At 47.5% G+C, this 15,011-nt stretch carries 14 protein-coding genes; 7 read left to right on the top strand and 7 right to left on the bottom strand.

The window, feature by feature from the left end; genetic code table 11:
- Positions 1–130: 130 nt before the first annotated feature.
- Positions 131–769 carry a copper homeostasis protein CutC gene (locus KGF65_RS14530; protein WP_101873277.1) on the bottom strand — a complete coding sequence of 213 codons (639 nt, stop codon included), beginning with the start codon at positions 767–769 and terminating at the stop codon, positions 131–133.
- A 12-nt stretch (positions 770–781) separates the two neighbouring features.
- Positions 782–1,804 carry a lactonase family protein gene (locus tag KGF65_RS14525; RefSeq protein WP_021338026.1) on the bottom strand — a complete coding sequence of 341 codons (1,023 nt, stop codon included), beginning with the start codon at positions 1,802–1,804 and terminating at the stop codon, positions 782–784.
- A gap of 134 nt (positions 1,805–1,938) precedes the next feature.
- Between KGF65_RS14525 and KGF65_RS14520 the strand changes: the two genes are divergently transcribed.
- Both KGF65_RS14520 and KGF65_RS14515 read left to right on the top strand, forming a co-directional pair.
- Complete coding sequence (locus KGF65_RS14520; protein ID WP_050338380.1) at positions 1,939–2,298, top strand: PTS glucitol/sorbitol transporter subunit IIA; 360 nt, start codon at positions 1,939–1,941, stop codon at positions 2,296–2,298.
- A 12-nt stretch (positions 2,299–2,310) separates the two neighbouring features.
- Positions 2,311–3,465 carry an AI-2E family transporter gene (locus KGF65_RS14515; protein ID WP_101873278.1) on the top strand — a complete coding sequence of 385 codons (1,155 nt, stop codon included), beginning with the start codon at positions 2,311–2,313 and terminating at the stop codon, positions 3,463–3,465.
- A 142-nt stretch (positions 3,466–3,607) separates the two neighbouring features.
- Here KGF65_RS14515 and rpsN read toward each other — a convergent pair whose 3' ends face one another.
- Positions 3,608–3,877 carry a 30S ribosomal protein S14 gene (rpsN, locus tag KGF65_RS14510; RefSeq protein WP_050338382.1) on the bottom strand — a complete coding sequence of 90 codons (270 nt, stop codon included), beginning with the start codon at positions 3,875–3,877 and terminating at the stop codon, positions 3,608–3,610.
- A 323-nt stretch (positions 3,878–4,200) separates the two neighbouring features.
- On the opposite strand from rpsN, the gene KGF65_RS14505 reads away from it, so the two are divergent.
- Complete coding sequence (locus KGF65_RS14505) at positions 4,201–5,055, top strand: methyltransferase domain-containing protein (RefSeq protein WP_101873279.1); 855 nt, start codon at positions 4,201–4,203, stop codon at positions 5,053–5,055.
- Positions 5,056–6,179: 1,124 nt separating this feature from the next.
- Here KGF65_RS14505 and brnQ read toward each other — a convergent pair.
- Together brnQ and KGF65_RS14495 are read right to left on the bottom strand one after the other, a co-directional pair.
- Complete coding sequence (gene brnQ, locus KGF65_RS14500; RefSeq protein WP_065674754.1) at positions 6,180–7,520, bottom strand: branched-chain amino acid transport system II carrier protein; 1,341 nt, start codon at positions 7,518–7,520, stop codon at positions 6,180–6,182.
- Between the two features lie 213 nt (positions 7,521–7,733).
- On the bottom strand, positions 7,734–8,381 hold the full coding sequence (locus KGF65_RS14495) for an NAD(P)-dependent oxidoreductase (RefSeq protein ID WP_216748651.1): 648 nt from the start codon (positions 8,379–8,381) through the stop codon (positions 7,734–7,736).
- A gap of 178 nt (positions 8,382–8,559) precedes the next feature.
- On the opposite strand from KGF65_RS14495, the gene KGF65_RS14490 reads away from it, so the two are divergent.
- Together KGF65_RS14490 and KGF65_RS14485 are read left to right on the top strand one after the other, a co-directional pair.
- Positions 8,560–9,072: a tRNA (cytidine(34)-2'-O)-methyltransferase gene (locus tag KGF65_RS14490; protein ID WP_050338386.1), complete on the top strand. Its 513-nt coding sequence runs from the start codon at positions 8,560–8,562 to the stop codon at positions 9,070–9,072.
- Between the two features lie 307 nt (positions 9,073–9,379).
- Positions 9,380–11,779 (top strand): DNA translocase FtsK, encoded by a 2,400-nt coding sequence (locus KGF65_RS14485; protein WP_101873281.1) that lies wholly within the window; start codon positions 9,380–9,382, stop codon positions 11,777–11,779.
- Between the two features lie 983 nt (positions 11,780–12,762).
- Here KGF65_RS14485 and KGF65_RS14480 read toward each other — a convergent pair.
- Positions 12,763–12,882 carry a DUF4044 domain-containing protein gene (locus KGF65_RS14480; protein ID WP_003645940.1) on the bottom strand — a complete coding sequence of 40 codons (120 nt, stop codon included), beginning with the start codon at positions 12,880–12,882 and terminating at the stop codon, positions 12,763–12,765.
- Positions 12,883–12,957: 75 nt separating this feature from the next.
- Positions 12,958–13,917 (bottom strand): magnesium transporter CorA family protein, encoded by a 960-nt coding sequence (locus KGF65_RS14475; RefSeq protein ID WP_088771085.1) that lies wholly within the window; start codon positions 13,915–13,917, stop codon positions 12,958–12,960.
- 117 nt (positions 13,918–14,034) lie between these two features.
- Between KGF65_RS14475 and KGF65_RS14470 the strand changes: the two genes are divergently transcribed.
- Positions 14,035–14,400 carry a DUF3397 domain-containing protein gene (locus KGF65_RS14470; RefSeq protein WP_050338388.1) on the top strand — a complete coding sequence of 122 codons (366 nt, stop codon included), beginning with the start codon at positions 14,035–14,037 and terminating at the stop codon, positions 14,398–14,400.
- A gap of 171 nt (positions 14,401–14,571) precedes the next feature.
- Positions 14,572–14,997, top strand: coding sequence for a division/cell wall cluster transcriptional repressor MraZ (mraZ, locus tag KGF65_RS14465; protein WP_031267795.1), 426 nt, complete (start codon positions 14,572–14,574; stop codon positions 14,995–14,997).
- Positions 14,998–15,011: the final 14 nt, after the last annotated feature.

The following is a 15,011-nucleotide window of genomic DNA, read 5'->3' as shown; positions in this document are numbered from 1 at the left end:
ACTCAGAAAATAGCACGTTTTAATCATGATTCATGACAAATTAACTGCCACAAGACGTATTAAACTGAATATAACCAAAAAAGGCGCCATTCATCAGAAGATGAGTAGCGCCTTTAGTGTGTGTTAAATGCTAATACTTAATGATTTTAGTGCCATGGGCCTGGTTAACGCCGAGTGTCGACGTGATGTGGTCAACGTTGTCGGCTGTGATCCCGCCACCGGGGAGAATCTGAATACGACCTGCCGCCTGAGTCACCGTCGCTTGGAGCTGTGGCAGACAGTCCTCAATCGATTGGGTCAACGGGCCACCGTGCGTGAGAATGCGATCAACATCGTGATCAACTAACCAGTCAATCGTTGCGGCTTGCTGAGCAACTGGAATTTCATCAAACGCCATGTGGAAGGTGATGGACATACCACCGGCTGCGCCAATCAAGAGTTCCAAGGCTTCGACATCTAGTTGATTATCAGCGGTCAATGCACCGAATGCCACGCCGTCCACGCCCAATGATTGCGCTTGTAGCAGGTCGGCCTCCATTATTTTAAGTTCAGTGTCATTGTAGACAAAGTTGCCACCACGCGGCCGAATCATCGCAACTAATGGGACGTGATGCTCGCTGGTATATTTAGTGGCTTCAGCCATGACACCACGACTAACGGTCGTCCCGCCAACGGCTAAATTGTCGTTGAGTTCGATGCGATTGGCACCCGCGGCGATGGCAGCCGGAATGTTGGTATAGTTTTCAACACAGACTTCTTTTAATAACATGGGATTCATCCTTTACTTAAATAGCACGCAAACGCCTTCTGGGACGCTAACATCCTTTTGTAATAGACTCAGTTTACCACTGGTGAGGTCACGTGCATATAAAGTGGCATTGTCGGTATTTTGGTTAACGACAACGACGAAGGCTTCAGTTGGGTCTAGATCAAAATCGCGTGGGAAATCGCCTTCCGTACTGATCTGTTGGATAAGGCTGAGACTACCATCCGCCGCAACCGCGAAGACGGCCAGCGTGTTGTATCCCCGGTTGGAAACGTATAGGAAATGCCCATCGTGACTCAACCGAATGGCAGCGGCACCATTGTGAGCGGTATAGTCGGCTGGAATCGTTTTGACGATGCCGAGTTGAGTGAAGGCCCCCGTTTTTGCGTCGTAGGACAAAGTGGCCACTTGGCTAGAGAGTTCACCGGCTAAAAAGGCGTATTGACCGTCTGGACTGAAGACTAAGTGCCGCGGACCAAAGCCTGCGGGCATCGTCAAGACCGATTGTTCAGTCAATGTACCGGCATCGCTGACGTTGTAAACGTAAACCTTGTCACTACCTAGATCGATGACGGCGAGGCGATTGTCTGGCGTTAAATCAGTGTAGTGAATGTGTGAGCCATCCTGTTCAGGACGCGGACCGCTACCACTGTGTTGAACGGTGTCGGTCAAGGTGAGGGCGCCATCAGCGGCAATCTTCATCACTTCCGCAGTTCCTTTATGGTAGTTGGCACTGTAGACGAGTTGGCGTGCTTCATCAACCGCAACGTATGCAGGTGGTGTTCCGGGTGCCACGACCGTATTTAGTTTGTGAGCCGTTTGACCATCTAATTGCCAGGCTGCGACACCACCTTCGTCATCTTCCTTGTCAACACTGTAAAGGCGTTGTTTGGCTGAGAGTGCCAAATAGGTCGGATTCGAAGCCGAAGCTAACAGACCGTCATTCGTTAGCGTCTTGGCAGTTGTGTCGAGGGTGCCTTGATAGATGCCCTGGCTTGTCTTTTTCGTATAAGTTCCAAATAAAATTTGTTCTTGCATTGTGCAACAGACCTCCTCAATAGATAGTTTTAGTATAGCATAGATAATCAAGGTGTAAGCGATGACAAATTGGCGTCAGCGATTGGGACTATGCTACAATTAAAGCAATCATTAAAAACGATGGGGGTCTTGATATGACAGTAACTGCAACAGTTCAATCGATTGGCGACAATGCCATCGATCCGAAAGAACCAATTTTAGTGCTTTTTGACGAAACGGCGACGGCGCCGTTGCAACAAATTGCGGTCGTCCAACAATTCGAACAGCCCGTAACGCAGCTCTCACTGGTTGTCGGTAGCACCATTACCATCGATCAACAGACTTATACTGTTGAATACGCGGGTGGGTTAGTCGAAGCCAATTTAACTTCGATTGGTCACGCGACGCTCTACTTCAAGTCGGTACCAGAAAAGCCGATGGATAACGGCCTCTATTTGACACCACACCAATTACCGAAGATTAAAGTTGGTAGTGTCATCACATATCAATCGTAGGGAGGGGATTAATTGAAACCTGACCCACAAAAGCGGCGGTGGTCGCCGCGTCGAACGATTCAAATTTTGGTGATTATCCTACTCGTGCTTCTGATTTTCTTTATGGGCAAACAAGTGGATTGGTTGTTAACGCCGGTGCGTCAATTCTTCAGTATCGTCGGGTTACCGATTATTCTGGCGGGGGTGCTCTACTATTTATTGAATCCGCTAGTCGATCGGTTGGAAAAACGGCATCATATACGCCGGACTTGGACGATTATTGGATTGTTTGTCGTGGTTACTGCGCTGATCGTGTTGGGAATCATCGCAATCATCCCGACGATTCGTGACCAAACGGTGTCGATTATTAATGACTGGCCGACCTATTGGAAAAACGCCAGCACCGAGGTCAATCGATGGATCAATGACCCACAACTGAGTGGGGTTCGCGAGCAGCTCGAAAGTTGGAATACTGATTTAAGTAAGTTGGTCAGTGGCCGCTTCTCTAAATATCTCACGGGTACGGTCACCTCGTTGACGGGGGTCTTTAGCACCGTCACAACGGTGATTATCGGCCTGATTACGATGCCATTTATTTTGTTCTATCTGCTCCGCGATGGGCATCAATTGCCAAAGTACATGGCAAAGTTCGTACCAACGAAGGCTCGTCAAGGCTTTTTAGATGTCTTGACTGAAATCAACTCACAAGTTAGTAACTATATTCGTGGCCAGTTGACGGTTGCCTTCTTTGTCGCTGTGATGTTTGCGGTCGGTTATAGCATTATCGGGCTCAAATTTGCGTTGACACTGGGAATCGCTGCCGGTGTTTTGAACTTGATTCCGTATTTGGGGTCATTCCTCGCCATGGTGCCATCCGTCGTGATTGCGCTAGTGACCTCGCCCTGGATGCTCGTACAAGTCTTGATCGTTTTTGTGATTGAACAAACGATTGAAGGCCGCTTCATTTCACCATTAGTCTTAGGTAGCAGTTTGGATATCCATCCCATCACGATTTTGGTGGTTCTGCTGGCCGCTGGAAAAATCTTTGGCTTGATGGGCGTTATCTTTGGGATTCCGGGATACGCAATCCTGAAAGTTTTATGGACCCACTTATTCGGCTGGTATCGGCGCTCGTCCGGCCTATATGAGCCAGAGCCATCAGCTTCAGCGGATAAGACTGAAAAATAGGTTGTGGCTGTGATTGATTGGCCAGTGGTCTTAAATGGATAAAATAAAGGTTCCAGAGAAGTGTCGTCATTTCTCCGGAACCTTTTATTTAGTCTGCGACAAAGCCGTTCAGTCGACCGTCATAATGGCACGGTCTTGCACTTTACCAGCTTGCTTTTTTAACGCCAGGAATCTGGCCAGCGTGGGCCAAACGGCGGAAGTTTAACCGCGACATGCCAAATTTACGAAGGTAGGCGTGGGGCCGACCATCGAGCATGTCACGCCGATGGATCCGAACGGGGGATGCATTGCGCGGTAACTTAGCTAACTCAGCGTAATTACCTTCAGCTTTCAATGCTTGTCGACGTTCGGCGTATTTTGCCACCGTTGCTTCGATCTTCTTTTCTTTTGCAATTTTGGATTTCTTTGCCATCTGAATAAGTCTCCTTTATGTCATAAATGTATGTCATGCAGTCGCAAATTCATTTAGCCAAGTTCAATCAGCCTTTAGAACAGTCATTAAGATACCACATCTAAATCGTAAGGACTACTATTTTGTCCGTCACAATATGATATGATGGACGCACGGACTTTCAGAGGAAGCGTGCAATATCCGTTGTGGTGGGATTCACGCCGCAGATTGAGAAAGTAAAATCGATGGTCGGATGTCCATCTTCAGTCGGTGAATTACCGCTGTGATCGCAGACATCGTCAGACGACACGAGTAATAAAAATAACCAAGGTAAGGTGAGACCTGTGAAAAAAATTGACCGTGGTATTCAGTTTGTGCAACAAAATATCAGCCGTTTTCGGTGCTTGGTTTGTAACCAAGCCTATGAGACAATTGAAGGCCACAGTTTACGTTGTCCAAATGGGCATCAAGTGGATTTCTCGAAGAAGGGCACGTTGTACTTTTTAACGCACCAAGTTGCTAGTGAATACGATGCGTCAATGTTGGCAGCGCGGCGGCGCGTCTTACAAGCTGGATTCTTTGGACCAATCGTTCAAGCAATCAATGCGGCGTTGCCTGAGACGCCCCAGCGAATATTAGATATTGGGAGCGGTGAAGGCACGCCACTAGCTGACTTGTTGAAGCGACATGCCAACCCACAAGACGTCGGGATTGGCTTTGATATCAGTAAGGATGGTGTGAATTTGGCGACGCAATTAACCACGCCGGCCTATTACTGCGTGGCGGATCTGGCGCAATTGCCATTTACGGATGCGGCCTTTACCGCCATCATGGACGTGTTCTCACCATCTGCGTATCAAGAGTTCGAGCGGGTCTTAGCACCAGGTGGGCAACTACTAAAAATTGTTCCAAATCCAGAATACTTAGTCGAGTTACGTCACTTATTATTCAAACCGACTGATCGGCAGTATCAATATGATAATCAACGGGTATTGGACTTGTTTGCACAACACTACCCAACCGCGACACGGCAACAGATTCGCTACCAAGTGACCTTAGATGACATCGACTTCAATGACTTATTGGTCATGACGCCGTTACACTGGGGCGCGGATGCTGAACAGCTCGCAACCGCGAAACAGCAAGGTTTAACCAGTATCACCGTCGATGTCAGTTTACTGACGATGCAAAAAGGTTAGCACGTGCGCTTGCATGATTGGTACACCGGTGTTAAGATAACCTTTGAGAAATCGTTTGGTAGTTAACATCGACATGTCGTTGGTGACTACCGAGTTGTACTTCATTAACGTAGCGTTTCGCCGTGCCCACACCGAAATACTACGTTTTTTTGTGTCCATTTTTAGGTATTATCGATGTGGATGTATTTATGATTAAATCATGCCAATTTAGATTCCTGTTCGTCAGCCGAGGCGCGCCATATTCCGACCTCCGGGGCTGGCTGACAACGCTGGAACAGGGCGGACATCGATTTGAACTCACGCAGAGAACCACTGCGCAATTTCAAATACGAGTCTTCTTCTAGCACGGGAACCCCACCCGGACAAGAAGAATTTCGCCCTTGAGCATTGTCAGCCAGCCCCTCCAGTCGGGAAGCCACTCGAATGGCAGATGAACGGCCACCCATCTGGGTACAATTGATCACTGAATATTAAGTGACTGGTCCTTCAGGTAAACTTTTAATTGGCCTCAATAATGCTTTATCACACTTAATCACTGAAAAAATCAGTTGAATTTTATTCGCAAGATTCAACGGACATTAGTCTTGAATTTAGTTGATAAATTACCTTCGTTTATAATTTGAGACTTTGCTATCATTAGAAACTAGTCTTACAGTTGGATGTCAAATAGCTGTTAACTATGAGTCAACGACTAGCTTCTCAAAGGTTGGGTCCGCACATATCCGCCTTTCGAATGTGATTCCCGGCCGGAAGGCGTTTCTGACAATGCTCAGTGGTGAAATTTCACTTAGCAAGCGTTTTTGGCTTGGTTAGTGAAAGACCAGTATTTAAGACGTGGGTTGTCGGCTTAAATCTGTGTCCACCACGTTCCAGCGTTGTCAGAAATGCCTGTAGGCCGGCTAGGACGAACATGTGCTGCAAGTTTACTGCAACTCGCACTGTTTCCAGCGGGTCTCAGCTGGCTGCTTTTGAGCTTGAAAATGGGCATGATTTAATCATCAGCAATGCTAGATAAGAACGATCATATTGCGTGAGTAACGATAAGAAAGCAGACCAATGTCGCAATCAATTTCACGATTGCGACATTGGTCTGCTTATTTGTTGTTTCAATGTATTAAGGTCGCTCAGGAGCGAACGGTCGTGCGATGGCTCAGTAGCAAGCCAAGGATAAACCCGATTAGTGCTGGTACGCTCCAGCCTAAGCCGAGGTTGGCGAGTGGTAGCCAGCTATTTAGTTTGATTAATGCCTGTAGCCAAGCGGCGTGTAACCAGGCAGCGGGCATCGCGTTAATACCGGCTAAGATTGCTGGAATCATTGTCCAAGCAGTCGTCATTGCGTATAACCACTTGGATTGGCCTAGCCAGGGTGCCAGGACGGCTAGTAAAATCAAGACGATTGCTAATGGGTACAATAACATTAAGATGGGTGTCGAGTAGCGAATCATTTCTGTAAGACCGACGTTTGCTAGAATTGCTGGAATCAGGCAAGCAATCGTAATCAGCCAGTGATAAGAAATTTTCGGAAACATCCCGTGTAATGTATCGCCAAAAGCTGTCGTTAAGCCAATCGAGGTCTTTAAACAGGCAATGATCACGATTAGTGCCAGTAATAGGTTACCAAACGGCCCAAAATAGGCGTTGGCAATCTGTGCGAGCGTGATGCCACCATTGGCCGCGTGGCTGAAACGTCCGAGGCTCATTGTGCCCATGATTGCGAGCAGACCGTAAATGACGGCCATCAGGCTCATGCTGATTAAGCCGGCTTTGATAGTGTCCGTGGCGATTTGGCCCGGTTCAGTCACGCCTAAATCACGAATCGCATCAATCACAACGATCCCAAAGGCAAGTGACGCGAGGGCGTCCATCGTGTTGTACCCTTCAGTAAAGCCCGTCAATAATGGGTGGTTGGCGTAAGCGCCACTAGCGGCGACGTTTAATGACCCCAACGGCTTGACGATTGCCACGACCATTAGTAGTCCTAACAGAATCAAAAAGGCTGGTGTCAGCCACTTGCCAACATAGGTCATGATTTTGCCAGGGTTACGAGCCAGTAACCACGTCACGATGAAAAAGATTAGTGAGAAGCCCAGCAACACGATTGGCTGTACATTAGTTGACAAAAACGGTGCCAGTCCGATTTGAAAAGCCGTCGTGGCAAGCCGGGGCATCGCAAATAGGGGTCCTAATGTGAAATAGAGTAGCACGGTAAACCCATAAGCATACGGTCGGCTGATGTTGGACGCAAGGTCGAACACGCCTTGACTGCGCGTCAGTCCCATACCAATGACCCCTAGGAGTGGCAAACCAATCCCAGTAATCAAGAGACCAATTATGGCTAAACCGACGTGGTGACCCGCTTGTTGTCCCAGATAAATGGGAAAGATTAGATTGCCGGCACCAAAGAACAAGCCGAATAGCATGGTTCCGATGAAGCCCAAATTGCGCCCTGATAAACGGTTCTGCATGAAATCCCCACTTTCAAATTAGCATGGCAATAGTTTAGCATGCTTTGCTGAAAAATTAATTAAAGACCAGTGAGGGACGGGGGGTACCCGACAGAGACGAAAATAGTCGTTACAACCCGCGCAAATTGATGTGCAGCTGTAACGACTACCAGTTATATCTGATTTAATTTTGCTGTAATAAGCGGTCCATTTCAGAATAGCGCCAAATCAAGCTTACTGATTGGCGACCGTGAAACGTTCTTGATGGTGTTGTGGTTGCTCAACCTCATCGAGCACGGCGACTGCCATCGTGCCACTGTTGGTGGTTGAATCTCCATTGGCATCCGTTAGCAAGGTATCGTGACCATATTGGATGGCCGTAGCGGGTCCAGGAGTAAAGTTAGCGGCGGGTGAGATGCCGACCCAGTCCACGTTGGTAACGGTCCGCAAGAAATTCAATTCTGCTAACTGATTTTGAGGAATGGCGACGAATGCGGCATTGGCCGGGTCACTTTCGATATCATGAACGAAGAGGTGAGCGTCGTCACCGGTCGTCAAACTGCCCGCGCCGAGAATGAAGACCAGCCGCGGTTGTTGGCGTTCACGCAGCTGACTCACCAATTTGGTAGCGAGATCCACGTGTAAATAGGCTTTGTCAGGGCCAGTTGCCATGGCGTCAACCACAACGTCGACCGTTTGCAGTTCTGGGAGGGTCAAACTGAAGGCGTCCTTTGCGCGAGTCTCCAAGTGCGCATTGACGGGTAAGTTCGCCAACTTTTCTTCCGAACGACCGATGGCAATCACATCATGGCCGCGTTCAAGCGCCAACTTGGTAATCGCAGAACCAGCCATGCCAGTGGCACCGATAATCATAATTTTCATTATTTTAAATTCCTCCTTTTAACATGGTACGCCGATTAGTATAGCGAAGATTAGTTAAGAAGGCGAACAATGAGTACTAACCGCAAAATTCGCGGTCAGCGCTGAGACATGGTATGATTAATGAGATTGCGAGACGCCAACCTCGCACAGAGACTAAATTTGAACGAGGAAGATTATTTTGACAAACCATATTGCATTATTTGAACCTTTGATGCCTGCTAATACGGGCAATATTGCGCGGACGTGTGCGGGAACGGATACGGCCTTACACTTGATTGAACCCTTAGGCTTTAAAATCGATGACAAGCATTTAAAGCGGGCTGGCTTAGATTATTGGGACAGTGTTGATATTACTTATCATGCTGACTTGCAGGACTTCTTAGCCAGCATTCCAGATTTGGCACAACTCTACCTGGTGTCTAAATTCGCGGAACATGACTATACCGATGTCGACTATCACGACACGAGTAAGGATCATTACTTCCTATTTGGGAAGGAAACGACTGGATTACCGGAACCATTCATGCGGAAATATCCTGAAAAGGCGATTCGAATTCCACAAGATGATTCACATATTCGCGCGCTGAACCTTTCGAATTCAGCAGCCATTGTGATTTATGAAGCGTTGCGGCAACAAAACTTTCCTAATCTGGAACGGTCGCACCATTATGAAAACGACAAATTAAAGTAACCACCAACGTGCGCTAGCGGTAATCGTTAGGGTGCGTTTTTTAGCGTTATTGCGGCCGGCTTCGTCAGGTGAAATTGTCGATAGCCAGATGCAGACGTCGCGCCAGAATCTAAACTGAGCGAGTCGTTTAAATGCCACGATCGAGTTGGTACCGTGTTTGTATCACTAAAATCGTCCGACAACTCGTGCTTAACCAGTGTTGCAAGTGAACAAGTCGTTAGCTGATTTCGCCATTTTTTGATGAGGACGGGGGAACTTGAGTTTGTTATAATGGAAGCAGTATTGATTGAGAAAGGATGAACGAAGCGTGGCGCGTAGACAAGCGACAACGAAAAAGCGCCGAACCTCGACGCGTAAAAAGAAGCCAACGGGGGCGGCCAAGCGGCAGATGACCGGAAATGTGATTGGGTTGATTGGTCTCCTGATTACCGTGCTGGCATTGCTAAAAGTCGGCTTAGTGGGGATGGTATTCGCCGAATTTTTCCGGGCAATTGCCGGGAATGCCTATCAGATATTTGCAGGCCTCACGTTGTTGGTAATGGGGTACTTAATGATTTTTGGGCGCTGGCCTCGGTTAACTTGGCGCTGGTGGGTCGGTGGTAATCTATTCTTCTTTAGCTATTTGTTATTATTAGAAATTCCGATGTTTAACGCCCTCAATCGCCACACCGATTTTTGGCGTGTGACTTTGAATTTGATCAAAAACGACTTTGCCAAAGGGGGGATGGCTAGCAATCTCGGTGGTGGCCTAGTTGGCGCTGCGGGGTACAGTGTGACGTATCCATTGTTAGCCAATGTCGGCACCGTTTTAATTGCCCTGATTTTAATGATTACCAGCGTGTATGTAACGTTTGATCTGCCGTTCCATAAAACGATGCAGGCGTTACGCGCAGCCCTGATTCAGTTAGGGCATCAGTTGCAGTCTGGCTACGAGCAACTGGCACACTGGGTTCGCATTCAGATTGCACGGTGGCGAGTCCATCAACAAGTTCGTGCCAATCAGGCGGATGCGGCTCAGTCCAAACCCGCGCCAGAGGTGACTTCAGAAGCGCCCAAATCCACGGCGCCGACTAGCGCAACCGCGGCACCAAGTTCTGCGACTTCTGCGGCAGCTAAGTCACAGGCGGATCTGAATATTACCGTTGCCAGTGACCGTGAAGCAACGCCAGTATCCAATGCGGCGTCAACGACAGAGTCGAACGCTGACTCGGAAACAGATCAAGCCTTGCAAGGGACCGAGGTCATGGATGACGCGGATTATCAATTACCGGCGCCAACGTTACTGACCAAGATTCCCAAAACGGATCAAAGTGACGAGTATGCAACGATTGAAAGTAACTCACAGAAGCTCACGACAACGCTGGCGAGTTTTGGTGTGCAGGTGGAAGTGAAAAATGTCAGCTTGGGGCCGTCCGTTACGAAATATGAGTTACACCCAGCAGTCGGGGTCAAAGTTAGCAAGGTCGTTAACTTGGCCGATGATCTGGCGTTGGCTTTAGCGGCGAAAGATTTACGAATCGAAGCGCCGATTCCGGGTAAATCGCTGATTGGGATTGAAGTGCCCAACAAGCAAATTTCCACGGTGTCATTCCGTGACATTGTGGAAGCACAGCCTGCTCACCCAACAAAACCACTGGCAGTGCCATTAGGACGCGATGTTTCGGGTAATCTGGTCGTTGCGGACTTATCCAAGATGCCACATCTGTTGATCGCCGGTTCAACCGGTAGTGGGAAATCAGTTGCGATTAACGTGATGATTACGGGATTATTGATGAATACGAAGCCCAGTCAAGTTAAGTTCATGCTGATTGACCCGAAAAAGGTGGAATTAGGGGTGTACAACGGGATTCCACATCTGTTGACACCAGTCGTAACTGAGCCCAAAAAAGCGGCTCGGGCCTTGCATAAAGTGGTTGCTGAAATGGAGCGGCGTTACGAACTGTTTGCGGATTCTAAACAACGCAATATGCAAGGGTATAACCAGTATATCCGGCAACAAAATGCAGCGGATGGCCAAAATCGGCCAGTCTTGCCGTATATCGTTGTCGTCGTCGATGAATTAGCAGACTTGATGATGGTGACTTCGAGTGAAGTTGAAGATGCCATCATTCGCTTGGGTCAGATGGCTCGGGCCGCCGGAATTCACATGATTTTGGCCACGCAACGGCCTTCAGTGGATGTCATTACCGGTTTGATCAAAGCCAACGTGCCATCCCGAATGGCGTTTGCCGTTTCGAGTGGGACCGATTCCCGAACCATTATTGATACCAATGGCGCTGAAAAGTTGCTGGGCCGTGGGGATATGCTCTACCAGCCAATGGGGATGAACAAACCATTGCGGGTACAGGGCGCTTATATTTCAGATAGTGACGTTGAAGCCATCGTCAACTTTATCAAGTCGCAACAGACCGCTGATTATGACGACAGTATGTTAGTCAAAGATGATGAGACGGATGCTGGTGGTTCTGGTGATCCGCGTGATGGTGAAGATGAATATTATGCGGACGCGGTCGAATTAGTCACCGAGCAGCAGTCAGCGAGCGTGTCAATGTTACAGCGCCGCTTCCGAATCGGTTATAACCGCGCTGCTCGGATCGTCGATGAGATGGAAGAGCGTGGTGTGGTTGGACCGTCCGAGGGCAGTAAACCACGTAAGGTCTACCGTCAAAAAACGGCGGACGAGGCACCAACTAGTGAAACACCATAGTCAGTTGGCTAATGTCTAAATTTAGCAATAAGCGTTAAAACTAAATCAGATGAGCAATCCTGTTAGGGGCTGTTCATCTGATTTTTTTGTAGTCTTAAGTTTGCGATGAGACAGCGGTAAGTTGCTAAAATAATCGGCATCAGAGTTGAAGTGGACAGAAATTTAATGCTAGACACACATTATGTAGTTGATTTTTCATGTGCGGACTCAACTTTTTGTTGGATTAATCGTTGGCTCTTAGCATACGGTCATTTTGATAGTCAATTGTCAGACTGGTTACTAAAGATAGCAAAACTCCCTTACCCATGTTTTAACTTTTCAATTCAGCGGCTTCACGGAACTTGTCTGTATTTTCCCTAGTTGCCAAAGGTAGCCGAGTCTCGAATTATAAATGAAGGTAATTTTATCGACTAAATTCAAGAATAGTGAATAGTGTCCGTTGAAACTAGTGCCATTGAAATTAATCAATAATATTCAGGCAATCTTTTCTGCATTTAAATGTCATCAATCATCATCGATACCGATTAAACTTTGCCTGAAGGACCAGTCATCTAATATTCAGCGGTCGATTGTACCCAGATGGGTGGCCGTTCATCCGCCATTCGAGCGGATTCCCGACTGGAGGGGCTGGCTGGCAATGCTCAGTAGCCAAATTATTCTTAGTCGGAAGTGGGTTGCTTCCGGCTTAGAATAAGACTCGAATTTGAAATTGCGCAGTGGTCTTCCGCGTGAGTTCAAATCGATGTCGGCTGCGCTCCAGCAATTGTCAGCCGGCCCCGGAAGGCGGAATAAGGCGCGTCCCTGGCAGACGAACAGCAATCTAGTTGATGGTCCTGTTTCCAGCGGTTTTCAGCTGGCCGCTCTTGACTTTGAATTTCCATCTGTCATAAAGAAATCCGCACAAAAAAATCAGCCCCATGATGCGCGTGGCAACCGGTGGGACTGACAGGATTGTGAGAATAGCAGCCGTTAATTGGACTTGATTAAAAGGTCAGTAAGCCCAACCCAGAAAGGGCGGTGAGAACTAATGATCCAATTGTTGAAATAATCATTAACCAGATAACGACCATGGTAATCTTTTGGAAGGTTGATTTCTTCTTCATGTTGTTTGTATGCACCACACTTTTCGAGTAATTCTTTCATAGTTTAACGTGGAATCAACTTTTTTTCAATTGAAATTAAAAATAGTCATGATTTCGTAAATATTCAATACTAATGATACACAGGACGATGGTGCCTGCCATGATCCAGGTAAAGGCGTGGACGAGGCTCGCACCGGGCAGCTTGACGTTCATCCCGTAGATGCCGCCGATAATCGTTGGAATTGTGAGGACCATGGTCAAAGAGGTTAAAAATTTCATAACATCGTTCAGGTTATTGGAAATCACTGAGCCAACGAGCTGGCTGTATTGCTGCAGAATTTGATTGGTCGTGTCGGTCATATCACGCGCTTGCTGGGTCTCAATTTTAATATCAGCCGTCAATGACTGATGATGAGCGGCCGTGAAGTAGCCCACTGAAGATTCAATGGCATCGAGGGTCGGGCCGTTTTGTTGCAGGGCGGCCTTGAAGCGAATCAGTGATTTTTGGTAAGACATGATTCGAAAGAGCTCTGCGTTGTGGGTCGCTTGGTTCAAGTGAGATTCAAGGGTCGTAGTCCGTTTATTGATCAAGTTCAGGGCAGTCACGAAGCTGTGTTCGATGTACCACATAATGGCAAGTACGAAATCTTCATGATTATCTAGGCTGAGTTTCGATGATTCAGGGTCCATCACGAAATCTTGAATGAAGCTGGCTGAATAATTACTGACGGTGAGCACGACTTGGTCGACTAAAATCAATGCAAATGGATAGACTTGAAATTCTAAGTAGCCTAGATCGCTCGTCGTTAACTTGGGGTACTGCATCACGATCAGTACTGGTTGGTCATCGTCAGTCGCGCTCAGTTGTTCGGTGCGCGAAACTTCGGCGTCGTCTAAGACAGCCGTTAAGTAGTCGCGTGGTAAGTCGAATTGGTCAACGAGTTGGTCGATTTCATCAATCGTTGGCCGTTCAACGTTGATCCAATATGACGTATCTTGCTGATGGTCAGGGGTAGTCAGTAGGCCATTTTTGCCGGTCGCGAAGTATTGTAGCAACGGTCATCCCTCCTATGAAACATTTAAGCTTATTATAGGGCTGTTTAGAATGATTGAAAAGTTAAACAATAATGGCTATAATCAATTCTGACATTGATGGGGGAGGCAAGAACGGACATGCGTGATTTATGGACCACCTGGTACGGACAATTGATTTTATTAGCGGCCGTTTCAGCCGTGATTTTAGTGCTGAAACGAGTATTGCACCGTTTTTGGCCGCACGGATTAAGATTAATGGATTTTTGGCCCCCATTTTTAATGGTGTTCACCCATTATCTAACCTTACAAGCAACGGATAGTTCGCTAGCGCCCTATGAAGTCCTATCGCTGATGATTTTGGGTATTGGTTTGACGATCATCGAGGCAGTTGAACGCGGAGAAATCCTATACTGGCGCTTCTTCAAGCTGTTTTGGCGCGGGACGGAATTGTTAACGCTAGTCGTCTATTTGCTCGCACTGGGCAGCCATTTCTTTTTACAATGAAAAAAGTTCCCCCACTAAGCCCCACCTAACGAAAGCAACGTTAGGTGGGGCTTTTTTTGACATTTTGTTAACAATTTGGAAAAGTAACAAAACGATGTGGTAGGAAGTGGGGGGGTGTGGTAGACTTAAATTATGATTAATGAAAGGGGTTGATTGGCCGTGGCGTCTAAGATGTTTTTCGGAGAATTTGAGCACGCCTTGGATGCTAAGGGTCGGCTAATCATTCCCGCCAAGTTTCGCGAGTTACTTGGCGATTCATTTGTAATTACCCGTGGGATGGATGGCTGTATTTTCGGTTATCCAGCCGCACGGTGGGCAACACTGCAAGCACAGTTGGATGATTTACCGTTAACACGCAAGGACGCCCGGGCGTTTGTCCGTTTTTTCTACGCAGCAGCAGCTGAGTGTGAATTAGACAAGCAGGGGCGGGTGATGATTCCAACCACGTTGCGACAGTATGCCAAATTAGAGAAACAGTGTGTCATCGTGGGGGTTTCTGATCGGTTTGAAATCTGGGGTGCTGAACAGTGGCAACAGTTTGAGACTGAGACGGAAGCGAACTTCGATGATTTGGCAGAGAATTTGATTGACTTTTAGAATAGATTGAAAGG

It is taken from the genome of Lactiplantibacillus sp. 30.2.29 (assembly GCF_018991255.1).
Classification (GTDB): Bacteria; Bacillota; Bacilli; order Lactobacillales; family Lactobacillaceae; genus Lactiplantibacillus; species Lactiplantibacillus pentosus.
The sequence above is the reverse complement of the archived record's forward strand: the minus strand, read 5'-3'. Positions and strand labels throughout refer to the sequence as shown.

What these genes read in the sequence shown, in the direction of transcription:
- KGF65_RS14470 (WP_050338388.1), top strand. Translation starts at nt 14,035, where the DNA reads ATGCGTGATTTATGGACCACCTGGTACGGACAATTGATTTTATTAGCG.
- KGF65_RS14525 (WP_021338026.1), bottom strand. Translation starts at nt 1,804, where the DNA reads ATGCAAGAACAAATTTTATTTGGAACTTATACGAAAAAGACAAGCCAG.
- KGF65_RS14495 (WP_216748651.1), bottom strand. Translation starts at nt 8,381, where the DNA reads ATGAAAATTATGATTATCGGTGCCACTGGCATGGCTGGTTCTGCGATT.
- KGF65_RS14480 (WP_003645940.1), bottom strand. Translation starts at nt 12,882, where the DNA reads ATGAAGAAGAAATCAACCTTCCAAAAGATTACCATGGTCGTTATCTGG.
- KGF65_RS14520 (WP_050338380.1), top strand. Translation starts at nt 1,939, where the DNA reads ATGACAGTAACTGCAACAGTTCAATCGATTGGCGACAATGCCATCGAT.
- mraZ (WP_031267795.1), top strand. Translation starts at nt 14,572, where the DNA reads ATGTTTTTCGGAGAATTTGAGCACGCCTTGGATGCTAAGGGTCGGCTA.
- brnQ (WP_065674754.1), bottom strand. Translation starts at nt 7,520, where the DNA reads ATGCAGAACCGTTTATCAGGGCGCAATTTGGGCTTCATCGGAACCATG.
- KGF65_RS14530 (WP_101873277.1), bottom strand. Translation starts at nt 769, where the DNA reads ATGTTATTAAAAGAAGTCTGTGTTGAAAACTATACCAACATTCCGGCT.
- rpsN (WP_050338382.1), bottom strand. Translation starts at nt 3,877, where the DNA reads ATGGCAAAGAAATCCAAAATTGCAAAAGAAAAGAAGATCGAAGCAACG.